The sequence below is a fragment of the Burkholderia sp. IO2 genome, assembly GCF_029522185.1.
Taxonomy (GTDB): domain Bacteria; phylum Pseudomonadota; class Gammaproteobacteria; order Burkholderiales; family Burkholderiaceae; genus Burkholderia; species Burkholderia cenocepacia.
In genome coordinates this window covers 23,021-38,903 of sequence record NZ_JAKWFH010000033.1, presented here as the reverse complement: position 1 = coordinate 38,903, position 15,883 = coordinate 23,021, and the positions used below count along the sequence as shown (strand labels likewise).

The following is a 15,883-nucleotide window of genomic DNA, read 5'->3' as shown; positions in this document are numbered from 1 at the left end:
CCGGCTCATCAGGATCGCGCATGTCCAACACACTCATGAACCTCGGCGTCAGCGGCCTGAATGCCGCGCTCTGGGGCCTCACGACGACCGGCCAGAACATCAGCAACGCCGCGACGCCGGGCTATTCGGTCGAACGCCCCGTCTATGCGGAGGCAAGCGGGCAGTACACCAGCAGCGGCTACATGCCCCAGGGCGTGAACACCGTCACCGTGCAGCGGCAGTACAGCCAGTACCTCAGCGACCAGCTGAACGGCGCGCAGACGCAGGGCGGCGCGCTGTCGACGTGGTACTCGCTCGTCACGCAGCTGAACAACTACATCGGCAGCCCGACGGCCGGCATCTCGACCGCGATCACGAGCTACTTCACCGGGATGCAGAACGTCGCGAACAGCGCGTCCGACTCGTCGGTGCGGCAGACCGCGATGAGCAATGCGCAGACGCTCGCGAACCAGATCACCGCGGCCGGCCAGCAGTACGACGCGCTGCGCCAGAGCGTGAACACGCAGCTCACGAGCACCGTCACGCAGATCAACGCGTACACCGCGCAGATCGCGCAACTGAACCAGCAGATCGCCGCGGCGAGCAGCCAGGGCCAGCCGCCGAACCAGCTGATGGACCAGCGCGACCTCGCGGTGTCGAACCTGTCGAATCTCGCGGGCGTGCAGGTCGTGCGCAACAGCGACGGCTACAGCGTGTTCATGTCGGGCGGCACGCCGCTCGTCGTCGCGGACAAGAGCTACCAGCTCGCGACCGTCACGTCGCCGTCCGATCCGAGCGAGCTGACCGTCGTGTCGCAGGGCATCGCCGGCGCGAACCCGCAGGGGCCGAACCAGTTCCTGTCCGACGCGTCGCTGTCGGGCGGCACGCTCGGCGGCCTGCTCGCGTTCCGCAGCCAGACGCTCGACCCGGCCCAGGCCCAGCTCGGCGCGATCGCGACCAGCTTCGCCGCGCAGGTCAACGCGCAGAACGCGCTCGGCATCGACCTGTCGGGCAAGATCGGCGGCAACCTGTTTTCGACCGGCGCGCCGATCACCTACGCGAACCAGGGCAATACCGGCAACGCGACGCTGTCCGTGTCGTTCGCGAACGCCGCGCAGCCGACCACCAGCGATTACACGCTCGCGTACGACGGCACGAATTACACGCTGACCGACCGTGCGACCGGCACGGTGGTGGGGACGTCGACGTCGATGCCGGCCTCGATCGGCGGGCTGAACTTCTCGTTCTCGTCCGGCTCGATGAGCGCCGGCGACAAGTTCACCGTGCAGCCGACGCGCGGCGCGCTGAACGGCTTCGGCCTCGCGACGTCGAACGGCTCCGCGATCGCGGCGGCCGCGCCGTACGTGCCGTCGGCCACGACGACCAACACCGGCAACGGCACGATCGGCGGGCTGTCCGTCACGAGCGCGACGGCCGCGGCCAACGCGCACAACTACACGATCACGATGGGCGGTACCGCGGCCGCGCCGACCTACACGGTCACCGACAACACGGCCGTGCCGCCGACGACCAGCGCCGCGCAGCCGTACCAGTCGGGCTCGCCGATCACGCTGACGGCGGGTGTCACGGTGACGGTGTCGGGCACGCCGGCGGCCGGCGACACGTTCAAGGTCGCGCCGAACACGGGCGGCACGAACGACGGCAGCAACGCGCTCGCGCTGTCGAAGCTCGTCAACTCGAAGGCGTTCGGCAACGGCTCGACCACGCTGACGGGCGCGTACGCGAACTACGTGAACGGCATCGGCAACACGGCGAGCCAGCTGAAGTCGTCGAGCGCCGCGCAGACCGCGCTGGTCGGCCAGATCACGCAGGCGCAGCAGTCGGTGTCGGGCGTGAACCAGAACGAGGAAGCGGCCAACCTGATGCAGTACCAGCAGCTCTACCAGGCGAACGCGAAGGTGATCCAGACCGCGTCGACGCTGTTCCAGACCGTGCTGGGCCTGTTCAACTGATTTCGGGGTTCGAAGCGATGCGGATTTCCACTGCGCAGTTCTACCAGATGAACGTCGCCCAGATGAGCGACCAGCAGGCGCAGCTCTCGCAGCTGTACCAGCAGATCTCGAGCGGCGTGAGCCTCGCGACGCCGGCCGACAACCCGCTCGGCGCGGCGCAGGCCGTGCAGCTGTCGATGACGTCGGCGACGCTGTCGCAGTACGCGGCGAACCAGAACGCCGCGCTGTCGTCGCTGCAGAAGGAAGACCAGACGCTCATCAGCGTCAACAACCTGCTGAACAGCATCCACACGGTCGTGATCCAGGCCGGCGACGGCTCGCTGTCGGACAGCGATCGTTCGGCACTGTCGACGCAGCTGCAGGGCTATCGCGACCAGCTGCTGACGCTCGCGAACTCGACGGACGGCGCGGGCAACTACCTGTTCGCCGGCTTCAAGACGGCCACCGCGCCGTTCTCGAACGCGCCGGGCGGCGGCGTGACCTACAGCGGCGACACCGGCTCGCGCGAGGTGCAGATCGCCGACACGCGCTCGATCGCGCAGGGCGACAACGGCGCGAACGTGTTCCTGTCGGTGCCGATGCTCGGCAGCCAGCCGGTGCCGCTCGCCGGCACCGGCAACACCGGCACCGGCACGATCGGCGGCGTGACGATCACGAGCCCGTCGGCCGCGTCCAACGCGCACCAGTTCACGATCGCGTTCGGCGGCACGGCCGCCGCGCCGACCTACACGGTGACCGACAACACCGTCGTGCCGCCGACCACGACCCCCGCGCAACCGTATTCGGACGGCGCCGGGATCGCGCTCGGCAACGGCCTGTCGGTGCCCGTGTCGGGCAAGCCGGCGCCGGGCGACACGTTCACGGTCACGCCCGCGCCGCAGGCCGGCACCGACGTGTTCGCGGCGCTCGACACGATGATCGCCGCGCTGAAGGTGCCGATCAGCAGCAACACGACCGCCGCGACCGCGCTCGCGAACGCGATGACCACCGGCACGACGAAGCTGAACAACATGATGACGAACGTGCTCACGGTACAGGCGTCGGTCGGCGGCCGCGAGCAGGAAATCAAGGCGATGCAGGCCGTGAACCAGACCAACACGCTGCAGGTCAGCAGCAACCTGGCCGACCTGACGAGCACCAACATGGTCGCGACGATCAGCCAGTTCCTGCAGATGCAGAACGCGCTGACGGGCTCGCAGAAGGCTTACGCGCAGTTGCAGAACCTGTCGCTGTTCCAGTACATCAACCCCTGATGCACGACGTGCCGGCCGCGATGTGAGCGCACGCTTACTTCACGGCCGGCGCTCGCCGCCGCACGCGCATCGTGCGCGGGCGGGCACGTCGCCGGCCCGCGCGGTCGCGCACCGGTTCTCTCGCGCGGCCTGCCACCCGGCACCTCGCTGTTCCGCCTGCCGACGCCGCGTACCGGTTCGCTTGCCAGCCCCATTTCCGCTCCGTAAACTCGCGCCAGATTCCAGACCGGCGCATCCCTGGCAGCCGGCGACCGACGACCGACAGGAGCGCTTTCCCCATGTCCGATTCCTATTTCCCGCGCTGGCGGGTCCAGCCGACCGGCGCGAGCTCGCGCGTGGTCGGTCCCGACGAGCGCCTCCCGTGGCCGCAGATGGTCGCGATGGGCGTGCAGCACGTCGTCGCGATGTTCGGCTCGACCGTGCTCGCGCCGCTGCTGATGGGCTTCGACCCGAACCTGTGCATCTTCATGTCGGGCATCGGCACGCTGCTGTTCTTCGTGCTGGTCGGCGGCCGCGTGCCGAGCTATCTCGGCTCGAGCTTCGCGTTCATCGGCCTCGTGATCGCGGTGACGGGCTACGGCGGCAGCGGCCCGAACCCGAACATTCCGGTCGCGCTCGGCGGGATCGTCGCGTGCGGCGTCGTGTACGTCGCGCTCGGCGCGCTGGTGCAGGCGATCGGCACGCGCTGGATCGAGACGCTGATGCCGCCCGTCGTGACCGGCGCGGTGGTCGCGGTGATCGGGCTGAACCTCGCGCCGATCGCGGTCAAGGGCGTGTCGGGCTCCACCTTCGAATCGGTGATGGCGCTCGTCACGGTGCTGTGCGTCGGCGGCGTCGCGGTGTTCGCGCGCGGAATGATGCAGCGCCTGCTGATCCTGGTCGGGCTCGTGATCGCGTACGTGATCTACGCGATCGCGACCAACGGGATGGGCCTCGGCAAGCCGATCGATTTCGCGATCGTCGCGCATGCGGCGTGGTTCGGCGTGCCGAGCTTCCGCGCGCCGGTGTTCGATCCGCACGCGATGCTGATGCTCGCGCCGATCGCGGTGATCCTGGTCGCGGAGAACCTCGGCCACATCAAGGCCGTCAGCGCGATGACGGGCACCAACCTCGACCGCTACGTCGGCCGGGCGTTCATCGGCGACGGCCTCGCGACGATCGTGTCGGGCAGCGTCGGCGGCACGGGCGTCACCACCTACGCGGAGAACATCGGCGTGATGGCCGTCACGCGGATCTATTCGACGCTGGTGTTCGCGCTCGCCGCGCTGATCGCGATCGGCCTCGGCTTCTCGCCGAAGTTCGGCGCGGTGATCCAGACGATCCCGGGCCCCGTGCTCGGCGGCGTGTCGATCGTGGTGTTCGGGCTGATCGCGGTGACGGGCGCGCGGATCTGGGTTGTCAACAAGGTCGACTTCTCCGACAACCGCAACCTGATCGTCGCGGCCGTCACGCTCGTGCTCGGCGCCGGCGACTTCTCGCTGAAGATCGGCGGCTTCGGGCTCGGCGGGATCGGCACCGCGACGTTCGGCGCGATCATCCTGTACGCGATCCTGCGCAAGGAAAAGGAACCGGGCCCGGTGGTCTGATTCGGGCGCGGGCGGTGCCATGCCGCCCGCCGTCGTCCTGTCGATCCCGGCGGCGCGTGCGCGTTATGCGCCGGTATTCGACTGTCCCTGCAGCCACCCGCAGAACTGCGCGACGAGCGGATCGTCGGCCGGCGCGCCCGGCGCGATCCACCAGTAGCTGCGCGTCGCGATGCGCGGCCCGTCGAGCGGCATCACCAGGCGCCCGCTCGCGAGCTCGTCGTCGATCAGCGGCAACGGGCCGAGCGCGACGCCGAGTCCGTCGACGGCCGCCTGCAGCGCCAGGTAGAAGTGGTCGAACGACTGCCGCTTGCGGCCCTTCATCGCGACGCCGGCCGCCGCGAACCAGTCGCGCCAGCCTTCCGGCCGCGTATCCGAATGCAGCAGCACGTGCCGCGCGAGATCGTCCGCGCGCGTGATCGGCGCGCGCTTGAGCAGCGCCGGGCTGCACACCGGAATCACGCTTTCGTCGAGGAAGTGGCCGCTCGTGCAGTTCGGCCAGTGGCCGGGGCCGCGGCGGATCGCGACGTCGAAGCCGTTCAGCGTGTCGAGCGGCGCGTTCGACGTCGACAGCTTCAGCTCGACGTTCGGCACGTCGCGCTGGAACCGCGACAGGCGCGGCAGCAGCCATTTCATCGCGAAGGTCGGCAGCGCGTTGATGCGCAGCACGCGCGCCGCGCCGGTGTGGCGCAACTGCTCGGTGGCGAGCGCGATGCTGTCGAACGCCGCGCGCACGGTGTCCAGGTAGCGGCGGCCTTCGTCGGTGAGCTTCACGCGCTTGCCGTAGCGGTGGAACACCGGCTTGCCGAGCCACGCCTCGAACCCGGCGATCTGCCGGCTGATGGCACCGTGAGTCACATGCAGCTCGTCGCCGGCGGCGCTGAAGCTTTCATGTCGTGCCGCGGCTTCAAAGGCCCGAAGCGCGGAAAAGGGCGGGAGATCGCGTGCCATGCTTGTGATTCTAGATCACAAGGGCGCGCCGATAAAATCGTTTTGCCGGCATCCTGAACGGCGGTAACCTCGCTTCACCGTTTGATGAGGAGCCCCATGCAATCCGCTTCGCCGCCCGTCCCCCCGCCGTCCGGCGCGCCGCCCCGCAGCGTCGGCCTCGCCGAGCTGTTCACCGGTTTCCTGTCGCTCGGCCTGATGTCGTTCGGCGGCGCGTTGCCGTTCGCGCGGCGCACCATCGTCGACGAGCGCAAATGGCTCTCCGCCGACGAATTCACCGATCTGCTCGGCCTGTGCCAGTTCCTGCCGGGCGGCAACGTGATCAACCTGTCGGTCGCCGTCGGCATGCGCTTTCGCGGCGTCGCCGGCGCATTCGCCGGCATTCTCGGGCTGATCGCCGGCCCGACGCTGGTCGTCGTCGCGCTCGGCGTGCTGTACGCGAAGACGCAGAACGATCCGCACGTGCAGCACCTGTTCGCGGGGCTCGCGGCGGCGGCGGCCGGCCTGCTCGTCGCGATGGCGATCAAGGTCGCGAAGCCGCTGCTTCGGGCGCCGCGCGCGGCGGCTGCGATCGCCGTGTTCGCGTTCGTCGCGATCGCGGTGCTGCGCGTTCCGCTGCTGACCACGATGCTCGTGCTGACGCCCGTCAGCGTATGGCTCGCGTCGCGCCGCCGCGACGCGGGCACGCCGCGGCCGGTGCCGGCTGCCGCGCATCGCGCGCACGGTACGTCCGACACGCAACAGGAGCGCCGGCCATGAGCGATACGCTGATCGCCATCGCGACGATCTTCAGCCAGTTGTCGCTGCTCGCGTTCGGCGGCGGCAACACGATCCTGCCGGAGATGCAGCGGCAGGTCGTCGACGTGCATCACTGGATGAGCGCGCACGAGTTCACCGCGCTGTTCGCGCTGGCCCAGGCGGCGCCGGGGCCGAACATGATGATCGTGTCGCTGGTCGGCTGGCACGTGGCCGGCTGGGCCGGGCTGCTCGTCGCGTCGCTCGCGAAATTCGGGCCGTCGTCGATCGTCACCGTGCTCGCGCTGCATGCGTGGGAGCGTTTTCGCGACCGGCCGTGGCGCCGCTACGTGCAACAGGGAATGATGCCGGTGACGGCGGGGCTCGTCGCGGCGAGCGCGGTGCTGATTTCCGAGGCGTCGAACCGCACCGCGATCCAGTGGGGCATCACGGCCGCGTGCGCGGTGCTGGCGTGGCGCACGCGCATCCACCCGCTGTGGCTGCTCGCGGGCGGCGCGCTGATCGGGCTCACGGGCATCGGGCAATGAGCGGTCCGTCGTGCCGCCCGCCGTTGCCGGCGGCGGCGGTTGCAGGTTACCGCGATGCCGGCAGGTCGCCGTTCACGAGGCCGAACAGCCGGCCGCGCTCGCCGCCGACGTCGTCCGTCGGGGCCGGCCAGTCGACCACGAACCCCGCGTCGAGCGCATCGCGCATGATCGCGCCGTAGTCGGCCTTCGCGAGCCGGCCGCCGCGCAACGCGTCCGCCACCTCGTGCTTGAGCGTCGGCGTGAACGACGGATAGGCGGCCACCAGCGCCGCGTACTGGCGCGCATCGATCTCGTCCGATTCGCGGTTGAACGCCCAGACGGCCACCAGCACGATCGCCGCGAACGGGATGACCGTGTAGCGCAGGAAGAACTTCGCGAGTGTCATTCGAAGGCCCGGTGAAGAACGGCGGGGCGGCGCGCTTGGCCGCGGCCGGTGGCGGCCGGCCGGTATACTCGGCCGGTCTTGCGGCGGTGAAACCCGCGCGTTGGACCTGTGCCGGCCGGCTGCGATGTGCGGCGCTCGGCCGTCCCGCGACGACGGACATTATATTGGCGCGCGGCAGGCGGCGAAGCCTGGCCGCGCAGTGCCGGCGGCGCCCCGCGCGTGCCGGCACGACTGACCTGCGCACCGCCCGCCGCGCGCGGCCGGGCGGCGCGCACCACGGAGGATCGATGGATCTCGACGGCGCCAGCCGCAATCTCACTGTCGCCGCGTTGCTGACGCTGTCCGGCGGCTATCTCGACGCGTACACGTACGTCGGCCACGGCCACGTGTTCGCGAACACGATGACCGGCAACGTCGCGCTGCTCGGCATCAACCTGTCGGCCGGCGAATGGGCCGCCGCGCTGCACCACGTGCCGCCGCTCGGCGGCTTCGTGCTCGCGGTGTTCGTCGCGCACCTGCTGGGCCTCGCCGCGCAGCGCGGCTGGATGCGGCATACGGCGTTCGTGAGCCTGATCGTCGAGATCGCGTTTCTCGGCGTCGCCGCGAGCGGCCTCGTCGGCGCGTCGAGCGCATGGCTGATTCCGGGCATCTCGTTCGTCGCGACGCTGCAGACGCTGTCGTTCACCCATCTCGAGGCACTGTCGTACACGTCGGTGATGACGACCGGCAACCTGCGGCGCGCCGCGCAGAAACTGTTCGTCGGGCTGATTCCACGCTACGACGTGGGCGCGCTGCACGACTCGGCGCTGCTCGCGACGATCAGTTTCTGCTTCCTGGCGGGCGCGGTGGTCGGCGGCCTCGTGACGCGGCTGGTGCCGGACGTCGCGCTGTGGGGCGCCGTGCTGCTGCTCGTCGGCGCGTTCGCGGAGATCGTGCGACGGGCCAGGCGTCGCGCGGGGAACGGCGGTGCGGGCGGCGAGGGCGGCAGCGGCGACGCGGGCAGCGGCAGCGACGGCGCGGCGCAAACCGCCTGACGGCACTCAGCCCGCAGCGCGCAGCCCGAGGTAGCCGATCGCAACGATCGCCCCGACTGTTTCGCCCGATCCGCGCTACCGCGCCGCACCCTCGCCGGACCTTGCGGCGCCGTGTGCGCTCGCCGGCGCCGTCGCTCCGCGCCCTGCCGCCGCGCGAGCCAGGCCCGGCGCGGGAAACGTTGTTCCCGGACGACAATCGCGCGATTACCGCGTATTTCAATTTCTTTCAGCGTTCGTACTCGTCATATGATTCAGCCCACATCGTGCGCGCCATGAACGCGTGCGATCGCCACCCGGCTGCGCACGCGGCCGGCCATGAATGGAGACACCTACAAAAAGGAAAGCTCATGAAGCAGACCACCCGACTCGCAGCCATCGCAGGGGGCGCCGCGCTCGCATTCGCCAGTCAGTACGCGGCCGCACAAAGCTCGGTCACGCTCTGGGGCGTCGCCGACGCCAGCATCCGTTACCTGACCAACGCCAACGCCAAGAACGACGGCCTGCTGTCGATGAGCAACGGCGCGATCACCAACAGCCGCTTCGGCATCTACGGCACGGAAGACCTCGGCGGCGGCCTGAAGGCCGTGTTCAACCTCGAGAGCGGCGTGAACCTGCAGAACGGCGCATTCGCCGACAGCGGCCGCCTGTTCAACCGCGCGGCGTACGTCGGCCTGCAGAGCCCGTACGGCACGGTGACCCTCGGCCGCCAGAAGACGCCGCTGTTCGACCTGCTGTCGGATACGTACGATCCGCTCACCGTCGGCAACTACCTCGAAAACGCGTGGCTGCCGGTCGCCCTCGGCGGCGGCCTGTATGCGGACAACCAGATCAAGTACACGGGCAAGTTCGAGGGCCTGACGGCGAAGGCGATGTACTCGACCGGCACCAACTACGAATCGACCGGCGCCGGCGGCTTCTCGGGCCAGATTCCGGGCTCGCTCGGCAAGGGCAATGCGTGGGGCGTATCGCTGTCGTACGTGATGGGTCCGCTCAGCATCGCGGCCGGCGCGCAGCAGAACAGCGACAACTCGGCGCGCAAGCAGACGATCTACCACGCGAACATCGTGTACGCGTTCAGCAAGGCGAAGATCTACGCGGGCTACCTGCGTTCGAAGGACGACACGGGCTTCGTCGACAGCCTGCTCGCGCAGCAGACGATTCCGGTCGCGAAGGGCACGGGCCGCATCGACGACGGTCCGTTCGCGGGTGTGAGCTGGCAGGTCAGCGTGCCGCTGACGCTGACGGGCGCGTTCTACTACGACCACATGCGCAATGCGATGACCACGAACGGCACGCTCGCGAGCGGCAACCGCTACGCGGTCGTCGGCATCGCCGAGTACGCGCTGAGCAAGCGCACCGAAATCTACGGCACCGTCGACTTCAACAAGACGACCGGCGCGGCGAACGTCGAGCTGCCTGGCCGCAGCAACCAGACGGGCATCGCGATCGGCCTGCGCAATATCTTCTGACGAACGTCGGAACGCATGCGCCGGCTTCGTCCGGCGCACATCGAAGAGGCTCCGCGAGGAGCCTCTTTTTTTTCGTCACGCGATCTTCATACGCGCGCACGACTATTCGGCGGGCGCTCCATTGCGGAAGTCCCGCGCCGTAAGCGATCCGTCGGCAATCCAGAACATACTTTTACAGTGCGCGCGCAGGCTTTCCGCTACGCTGCGTGCATCGCTCGTGGCATGCCGTCAGGCGTGCGCGTGCGTCGTTCCGGTGGCGCTCCGCGAGCGCGGCCGGCCTGATGCGTAACTTGTGTATCCGGCGATGACAAACACGGTCCGCCGGTTTCTTTCGTGGGACGATGCGCTCACGATTTTCTTGAAAGGGGATGACGATGGGTATCCTGAACGTCGTGGGTGAAATCGCCGGCGCAGTCGCCGCCGTCGAAGGCGCGGAAAAGCTGGATCCGGATGCGGGCCTCTTGACCAAGGCGGCCGCGGCCGTCGCGGGTTTCAAGGGCGCCGAGGCGATCGAAGGCATGCTCGAGAAGAAGGACGAGCAGCCGCAGCAGGCGGACGACACGCAGGCGACGGACGGCAGCGACACGTCGCAGGCATGAGCATGGCGGCCGGCCGGCCGCGGGCGCGCCCTTCGCGCGCCAGGGCCGGCCGGTGCCGCGCAATCGGCAGGTCGGGCATGCGGTCGATCGGTGACGCATGGCACAACCGCCAGCCGGTTTGACCGGCGAGAGGCCTCGTCTCTCGCCGTTTTTTATGGGGCGCGCGGCACGCACCACGCGCCGCACGAATCCCCGAATCTTGCTATCGTCCCTCCATCCGAACTGCGATGAGGGAATGCGATGGATTTCGACTACGACCTGTTCGTCATCGGCGCCGGCTCGGGCGGCGTGAGGCTCGCACGCATGGCGGCGTCCTACGGCGCACGCGTCGGCATAGCGGAAGAAGAGCAGATCGGCGGCACCTGCGTGCTGCGCGGCTGCATCCCGAAGAAACTGCTGGTCTATGCGTCGCACTACCCGCACGAGGTCGACGACGCGAAGGGCTTCGGCTGGACCTTCGGCGCCGGCACGCTCGACTGGTCCGCGCTGATCGCCGCGAAGGATCGCGAGATCAACCGGCTGAGCGACATCTACATCAACCTGCTGCGGCAGTCGGGCGTCGACATGCACGCCGGCCGCGCGACGCTCGTCGATGCGCACACGGTCGCGATCGGCACGCGCACGATCCGCGCGCGCCACCTCGCGATCGCGACCGGCTCGCGGCCGTCGCTGCCGCCGCGGCCCGGCATCGAGCACGCGATCACGTCGCGCGAGGCGCTGTCGCTCGCGGCGCTGCCCAAACGCATCGCGGTGGTCGGCGGCGGCTATATCGCGGTCGAGTTCGCGGGCATCTTCAACGGTTTCGGCAGCCACGTCGACGTGTTCTATCGCGGCGAAAAAATCCTGCGCGGCTTCGACGACGACGTGCGCCAGTTCCTGACCGACGAGATGACGAAGCAGGGCGTCACGATTCACGCGCGCGCGGTGATCGAATCGATCGAACGCGCGGACGACGGCGCACTGTTCGTGCGCGTCGGCGACGCGCGGCACGGGCCGTACGATCAGGTGCTCTATGCGACGGGGCGCGTGCCGAACGTCGACGGAATCGGGCTCGAGCAGGCGGGCATCCTGCTCGATGCACGCGGCGCGATTGCCGTCGATGCGTATTCGGCGACGTCGGTGCCGTCGATCCACGCGATCGGCGACGTCACGTCGCGGCCGCAGCTCACGCCGGTCGCGACGTGCGACGGCGCGCTGCTCGCGCGCACGCTGTTCGGCGGGTCGCGCGTGGCGGTCGATCACGCGTACGTGCCGTCGGCCGTGTTCAGCCAGCCGGAGGTCGCGACGGTCGGCCTGACCGAAGCCGATGCGCGGCACGCGCACGGCGACGTCGACATCTACCGCACGTCGTTCAAGGCGTTGCGCCACACGCTGTCGGGCCGCGACGAGCGCACGCTGATGAAGCTCGTCGTCGCGCGCGACAGCCAGCGCGTGGTCGGCGCGCACATGGTCGGCCGCGATGCGGGCGAGATCATCCAGGGCATCGCGATCGCGATTCGCGCGGGCGCGACGAAGGCGCAGTTCGACGACACGATCGGCATTCATCCGACCGCGGCCGAGGAGTTCGTGACGATGCGGCAGAAGGTGGCCGATTAGCAGAATGGCACGCGCGTGTGCATCGCTGCACGCGCGTGTGCGGCCGGAATGCCGAACGGCGTATTTTAGAGATATCGATTGTTCGGGTCGACGGTATGAATTAACGCGTGTCGATATCGGCGGATCGACCGTTAATCCGCCGATATCGACACGGAAGACCGGCGAGTATCGCGCGCATGTCGCGCGAGCCCTTGCCTGCAGGGATTTGCGCGCGAATGGGTCGCCGAATAAAAATAAGCGTGAAAATCGTCAATTATTATCAAGATAAGCCGTCTTGATAAACAGGCTTGATATGATCGCGAAAAATCATATACGGGGCCGACCATGCGCGATCAACAGCGCAGTAATCAGAATAACGGAATCATCCGTGCGCGCGATGCAGGCGCGTATCGCATTATCGATCCGCTTTTCGCCGTGACGCATCCGTTGCGCGCGCTCCTCCATGACTTGCAGCGATCGCCGAACCGGCGATGAACGCGTGCGTGTGCCCCGCGCAGTGCCATCTTTTCCAGCAAGGAGACCAGCAGTGAACATTCAGACACGACGCACCGTCCTCGTGGCGGCCGCGGTCGTCGCGGCGCTGTCCGGCTGCGCGACCGAATCGTCGCGCACGCTCGACGTGCCGGCCGTCAGCAGCGCGCAGAAGCCGTACGCGGGCAAGCCCGTCGCGATCGCCGTCGGCAAGTTCGACAACCGCTCGAGCTACATGCGCGGCATCTTCTCCGACGGCATCGACCGCCTCGGCGGACAGGCGAAGACGATCCTCGTCACGCGCCTGCAGCAGAGCCGCCGCTTCAACGTGCTCGATCGCGAGAATCTCGACGAGATCAGGCAGGAAGCGGGCTTCATGAAGAAGGCGCAGGCCGTGAAGGGCGCGAACTACGTGGTGACCGGCGACGTGACCGAGTTCGGCCGCAAGGACGTCGGCGATCATCAGCTGTTCGGCATTCTCGGTCGCGGCAAGACGCAGGTCGCGTACGCGAAGGTCAACCTGAACATCGTCGACACGACGACGTCGGAAGTCGTCGCATCGAGCCAGGGCGCGGGCGAATTCAGCCTGTCGAACCGCGAGGTGATCGGCTTCGGCGGCACCGCCGGCTACGACTCGACGCTCAACGGCAAGGTGCTGGACCTCGCGATCCAGGAAGCCGTGAACCATCTCGTCGACCAGGTCGACGCCGGCGTGCTGAAGGCCGCGCAGTAAGTGCCGCGCGCGATACGGCGCGCACGCATCATTTCACCAACCAGAAGAGACAAGACCATGAAACGGGGAATCTGGCTGCCGGCGACGGCGGCCGCCTTGCTGCTCGCGGGCTGCGCGGCGCCGACCACGCCGCCGCTGTATCAGTGGACCGGCTATCAGCCGCAGGTGTACGAATACTTCAAGGGGCAGCAAGCGCCGCAGCAGCAGATCGATGCGCTCGAAAAAGCGCTGCAGGAGATCCGCGCGAAGGGCCATACGCCGCCGCCGGGTTTCCATGCGCATCTCGGGATGCTGTATGCGAGCGTCGGCAACGAGCAGCAGGCCGAGCAGGAACTGCAGGCCGAGAAGCAGCTGTTCCCGGAATCCGCGTCGTATATGGATTTCCTGATGAAGAAGAAGGCCGGTGCGTCGAAAGCCGCGAATCCGGCGGCCGCCGGCCAGACCGTTGCCGGTCGGAAGAATGCCGATTCGAATCCTGCCAAACAGTGACACGCCCGCCATGTTCAAGACACTTTCATTCAAGCTGCTGTTCGCGCTGTCGATCGCCGCGCTGCTGAGCGCGTGCGCGCAGCCGGTGCAACGTCCCGACTACACGGCGTTCAAGAAGAGCCAGCCGCGCTCGATCCTCGTGCTGCCGCCGGTCAATGAAACCACCGACGTCGGCGCGACTTACGGCGTGCTGTCGCAAATGACGCTGCCGCTCGCCGAGTCGGGCTACTACGTGGTGCCCGTCGCGGTGATGGACGAGACGTTCAAGCAGAACGGCCTGACGAATGCGACCGACATCCAGGCTACGTCGCCGGCGAAGCTGCGCGAGATCTTCGGCGCGGACGCCGTGCTGTATTCGAAGGTCACGCAATACGGCTCCGTCTACCAGCTGGTCGACAGCACGACGACCGTTGCCGCGTCGGCGAAGCTCGTCGACCTGAAGAGCGGCGACGTGCTGTGGCAGGGCGAGGGCCGCGCGACCGGCAAGGAAGTCGGCAACAACATGAGCGTCAATGCGTTCGGGATCGTCGGGGCGCTCGTGCAGGCAGCCGTCAAGCAGGTCGCGCATTCGCTGACCGACGAAGCGCACGACGTCGCCGGACTGACGAGCACGCGGCTGTTGTCGGCGGGCCCGCCGAACGGGCTGCTGTACGGGCCGCGTTCGCCGAAGTACGGCACCGACTGACGCGCGGCGGCTTCTCCCGAATCCTGCCGCCGGACCGAGCGGCCGTTCTGCTTTTGCGCGGTGACGCTGCGCGCGCTCAATGCACGCCGAACGCATCCAGCAGCCGATACCAGCTCATCGCGAGCACCAGCGCCGGCGTGCGCAGCGCCGCGCCGCCGGGGAAGTCGCGATGCCGGATCTTGTCGAACAGGTCGAAGCGGCTCGCCTGTCCGTCGATCGCCTCGGCGATCAGCTTGCCTGCGAGCGCGGTCGTGTTCACGCCGTGCCCCGAAAACCCCTGCGCGAAATACGTGGTCGGCGTGATGCGGCCGAAGTGCGGCGCGCGGTTCATCGTGATGTCGACGAAACCGCCCCACGCATAGTCGACCTTCACGTCCGCGAGCTGCGGGAACGTCTTCAGCATGTCGGCGCGCATCGCCGCCGCGAGATCGCGCGGCGCGCGCGTCGAATAGCTGACCTTGCCGCCCCACACGAGCCGCGTGTCGGGCGCCGGCCGGAAGTAGTCGAGCACGAAGCGGCTGTCGCAGATCGCCGCGCGGGCAGGCATCAGCGCGGCGGCGCGCGCTTCGCCGAGCGGCTCGGTCGCGATCACGTAGGTGCCGACCGGCATGATCTTCCTCGACAGCGCGGGTGCGAGCGTGCCGACGTAGGTATTGCAGGCGAGCACGACGAAGCGCGCACGCACGTTGCCGCCGCCCGTCTCGACGACGTGGCCGCCGGCCACGTCGCGCACGCGTGTCACGCAGCTGTCCTCGTGGATGCGCACGCCCGCGTCGGTGGCTGCCCGCGCGAGGCCGAGCGTGTAGTTGAGCGGATGGAGATGGCCGCTATCGGGGTCGTACAGGCCGCCGCAATAGCGGGCCGACTGCACGTAGTCGCCGAGTTCGTCGGCTTCGACGAAGTGGAAGCGGTCGTAGCCGAAGCGCTTCGCGGCTTCGTCGCGCCAGCGTTTCAGCGCATCCGCGTCGCGCTCGGTGTTGGCTGCGGTCAGATAGCCGGGCACCAGCGCGCAGTCGATGTCGTGCCGCGCGATGCGCGACTTCACGAGCGACAGCGTCTCGAGCCCCATGTCCCAGATGCGCTTCACGTCGCCTTCCGGCATGAACTGCGCGAACGTGTCGATGTCGCACGCGAAGCCGCCGATCAACTGGCCGCCGTTGCGGCCGCTCGCCGCCCATCCGACCCGCGACGCTTCGAGCACGGTCACCGAATGGCCGCGCTCGGCGAGATTGAGCGCGGCGGACAGGCCCGTGAGGCCCGCGCCGATCACGCACACGTCGGCGTCGATCGTGCCGGCGAGCGGCGCGTGGCGGGTCGTATCGTTGGCGGTCGCCGCGTAGTACGACGCGACGTGCGGCTGGTTGGCGAATGTCTGCATGATCAGGAAAGCGGAGTGAAAGGGC

Annotated in this window: 16 protein-coding genes; 13 read left to right on the top strand and 3 right to left on the bottom strand. The window is 68.5% G+C overall.

Annotated elements, in window-relative coordinates:
• The first annotated feature begins 20 nt into the window (after nt 1-20).
• The 3 genes from flgK (at nt 21) to MMB92_RS21315 (ending at nt 4,791) form a co-directional block, all read left to right on the top strand.
• On the top strand, nt 21-1,952 hold the full coding sequence (gene flgK / locus MMB92_RS21325) for a flagellar hook-associated protein FlgK (RefSeq protein WP_006493512.1): 1,932 nt from the start codon (nt 21-23) through the stop codon (nt 1,950-1,952).
• Between the two features lie 17 nt (nt 1,953-1,969).
• Nucleotides 1,970-3,205 (top strand): flagellar hook-associated protein FlgL, encoded by a 1,236-nt coding sequence (gene flgL / locus MMB92_RS21320; protein ID WP_006495499.1) that lies wholly within the window; start codon nt 1,970-1,972, stop codon nt 3,203-3,205.
• Nucleotides 3,206-3,483: 278 nt separating this feature from the next.
• Nucleotides 3,484-4,791, top strand: coding sequence for a solute carrier family 23 protein (locus tag MMB92_RS21315; protein ID WP_048986142.1), 1,308 nt, complete (start codon nt 3,484-3,486; stop codon nt 4,789-4,791).
• A gap of 63 nt (nt 4,792-4,854) precedes the next feature.
• Here MMB92_RS21315 and MMB92_RS21310 read toward each other — a convergent pair whose 3' ends face one another.
• On the bottom strand, nt 4,855-5,739 hold the full coding sequence (locus MMB92_RS21310) for a transcriptional regulator GcvA (protein WP_006483074.1): 885 nt from the start codon (nt 5,737-5,739) through the stop codon (nt 4,855-4,857).
• Between the two features lie 96 nt (nt 5,740-5,835).
• On the opposite strand from MMB92_RS21310, the gene MMB92_RS21305 reads away from it, so the two are divergent.
• Together MMB92_RS21305 and MMB92_RS21300 are read left to right on the top strand one after the other, a co-directional pair.
• Entirely contained in the window at nt 5,836-6,495 is a 660-nt protein-coding gene (locus tag MMB92_RS21305; protein ID WP_058901881.1) for a chromate transporter, read from the top strand.
• Entirely contained in the window at nt 6,492-7,019 is a 528-nt protein-coding gene (locus MMB92_RS21300; RefSeq protein ID WP_006477572.1) for a chromate transporter, read from the top strand. The genes MMB92_RS21305 and MMB92_RS21300 overlap by 4 nt, the downstream gene beginning before the upstream one ends.
• 46 nt (nt 7,020-7,065) lie before the next feature.
• Here MMB92_RS21300 and MMB92_RS21295 read toward each other — a convergent pair whose 3' ends face one another.
• Entirely contained in the window at nt 7,066-7,404 is a 339-nt protein-coding gene (locus MMB92_RS21295; protein WP_062884266.1) for a hypothetical protein, read from the bottom strand.
• A gap of 287 nt (nt 7,405-7,691) precedes the next feature.
• Between MMB92_RS21295 and MMB92_RS21290 the strand changes: the two genes are divergently transcribed.
• From MMB92_RS21290 to MMB92_RS21255, 8 genes are all read left to right on the top strand, one after another.
• Nucleotides 7,692-8,438 (top strand): YoaK family protein, encoded by a 747-nt coding sequence (locus MMB92_RS21290; RefSeq protein WP_006495495.1) that lies wholly within the window; start codon nt 7,692-7,694, stop codon nt 8,436-8,438.
• A 347-nt stretch (nt 8,439-8,785) separates the two neighbouring features.
• Entirely contained in the window at nt 8,786-9,907 is a 1,122-nt protein-coding gene (locus MMB92_RS21285) for a porin (protein WP_277562911.1), read from the top strand.
• 374 nt (nt 9,908-10,281) lie between these two features.
• On the top strand, nt 10,282-10,506 hold the full coding sequence (locus MMB92_RS21280) for a hypothetical protein (protein ID WP_011546403.1): 225 nt from the start codon (nt 10,282-10,284) through the stop codon (nt 10,504-10,506).
• Nucleotides 10,507-10,746: 240 nt separating this feature from the next.
• Nucleotides 10,747-12,102: a glutathione-disulfide reductase gene (gor, locus tag MMB92_RS21275; protein ID WP_277562910.1), complete on the top strand. Its 1,356-nt coding sequence runs from the start codon at nt 10,747-10,749 to the stop codon at nt 12,100-12,102.
• Nucleotides 12,103-12,426: 324 nt separating this feature from the next.
• Nucleotides 12,427-12,576 carry a hypothetical protein gene (locus MMB92_RS21270; RefSeq protein ID WP_154641531.1) on the top strand — a complete coding sequence of 50 codons (150 nt, stop codon included), beginning with the start codon at nt 12,427-12,429 and terminating at the stop codon, nt 12,574-12,576.
• Nucleotides 12,577-12,634: 58 nt separating this feature from the next.
• Entirely contained in the window at nt 12,635-13,306 is a 672-nt protein-coding gene (locus tag MMB92_RS21265) for a CsgG/HfaB family protein (protein ID WP_185626066.1), read from the top strand.
• Between the two features lie 57 nt (nt 13,307-13,363).
• Nucleotides 13,364-13,795, top strand: coding sequence for a DUF4810 domain-containing protein (locus MMB92_RS21260; RefSeq protein WP_048986147.1), 432 nt, complete (start codon nt 13,364-13,366; stop codon nt 13,793-13,795).
• 10 nt (nt 13,796-13,805) lie between these two features.
• On the top strand, nt 13,806-14,480 hold the full coding sequence (locus MMB92_RS21255) for a DUF799 domain-containing protein (RefSeq protein ID WP_006492460.1): 675 nt from the start codon (nt 13,806-13,808) through the stop codon (nt 14,478-14,480).
• A gap of 76 nt (nt 14,481-14,556) precedes the next feature.
• Here the strand turns inward: MMB92_RS21255 and MMB92_RS21250 are convergent, their stop codons facing one another.
• Nucleotides 14,557-15,858 carry an FAD-binding oxidoreductase gene (locus MMB92_RS21250; RefSeq protein ID WP_006495492.1) on the bottom strand — a complete coding sequence of 434 codons (1,302 nt, stop codon included), beginning with the start codon at nt 15,856-15,858 and terminating at the stop codon, nt 14,557-14,559.
• Nucleotides 15,859-15,883 lie beyond the last annotated feature (25 nt).

Coding starts and splice junctions, on each gene's coding strand:
- MMB92_RS21295 (WP_062884266.1), bottom strand. CDS start 7,404: ATGACACTCGCGAAGTTCTTCCTGCGCTACACGGTCATCCCGTTCGCG.
- MMB92_RS21280 (WP_011546403.1), top strand. CDS start 10,282: ATGGGTATCCTGAACGTCGTGGGTGAAATCGCCGGCGCAGTCGCCGCC.
- MMB92_RS21310 (WP_006483074.1), bottom strand. CDS start 5,739: ATGGCACGCGATCTCCCGCCCTTTTCCGCGCTTCGGGCCTTTGAAGCC.
- MMB92_RS21285 (WP_277562911.1), top strand. CDS start 8,786: ATGAAGCAGACCACCCGACTCGCAGCCATCGCAGGGGGCGCCGCGCTC.
- MMB92_RS21315 (WP_048986142.1), top strand. CDS start 3,484: ATGTCCGATTCCTATTTCCCGCGCTGGCGGGTCCAGCCGACCGGCGCG.
- MMB92_RS21290 (WP_006495495.1), top strand. CDS start 7,692: ATGGATCTCGACGGCGCCAGCCGCAATCTCACTGTCGCCGCGTTGCTG.
- MMB92_RS21270 (WP_154641531.1), top strand. CDS start 12,427: ATGCGCGATCAACAGCGCAGTAATCAGAATAACGGAATCATCCGTGCG.
- gor (WP_277562910.1), top strand. CDS start 10,747: ATGGATTTCGACTACGACCTGTTCGTCATCGGCGCCGGCTCGGGCGGC.
- MMB92_RS21260 (WP_048986147.1), top strand. CDS start 13,364: ATGAAACGGGGAATCTGGCTGCCGGCGACGGCGGCCGCCTTGCTGCTC.
- flgK (WP_006493512.1), top strand. CDS start 21: ATGTCCAACACACTCATGAACCTCGGCGTCAGCGGCCTGAATGCCGCG.
- MMB92_RS21305 (WP_058901881.1), top strand. CDS start 5,836: ATGCAATCCGCTTCGCCGCCCGTCCCCCCGCCGTCCGGCGCGCCGCCC.
- MMB92_RS21250 (WP_006495492.1), bottom strand. CDS start 15,858: ATGCAGACATTCGCCAACCAGCCGCACGTCGCGTCGTACTACGCGGCG.
- flgL (WP_006495499.1), top strand. CDS start 1,970: ATGCGGATTTCCACTGCGCAGTTCTACCAGATGAACGTCGCCCAGATG.
- MMB92_RS21300 (WP_006477572.1), top strand. CDS start 6,492: ATGAGCGATACGCTGATCGCCATCGCGACGATCTTCAGCCAGTTGTCG.
- MMB92_RS21255 (WP_006492460.1), top strand. CDS start 13,806: ATGTTCAAGACACTTTCATTCAAGCTGCTGTTCGCGCTGTCGATCGCC.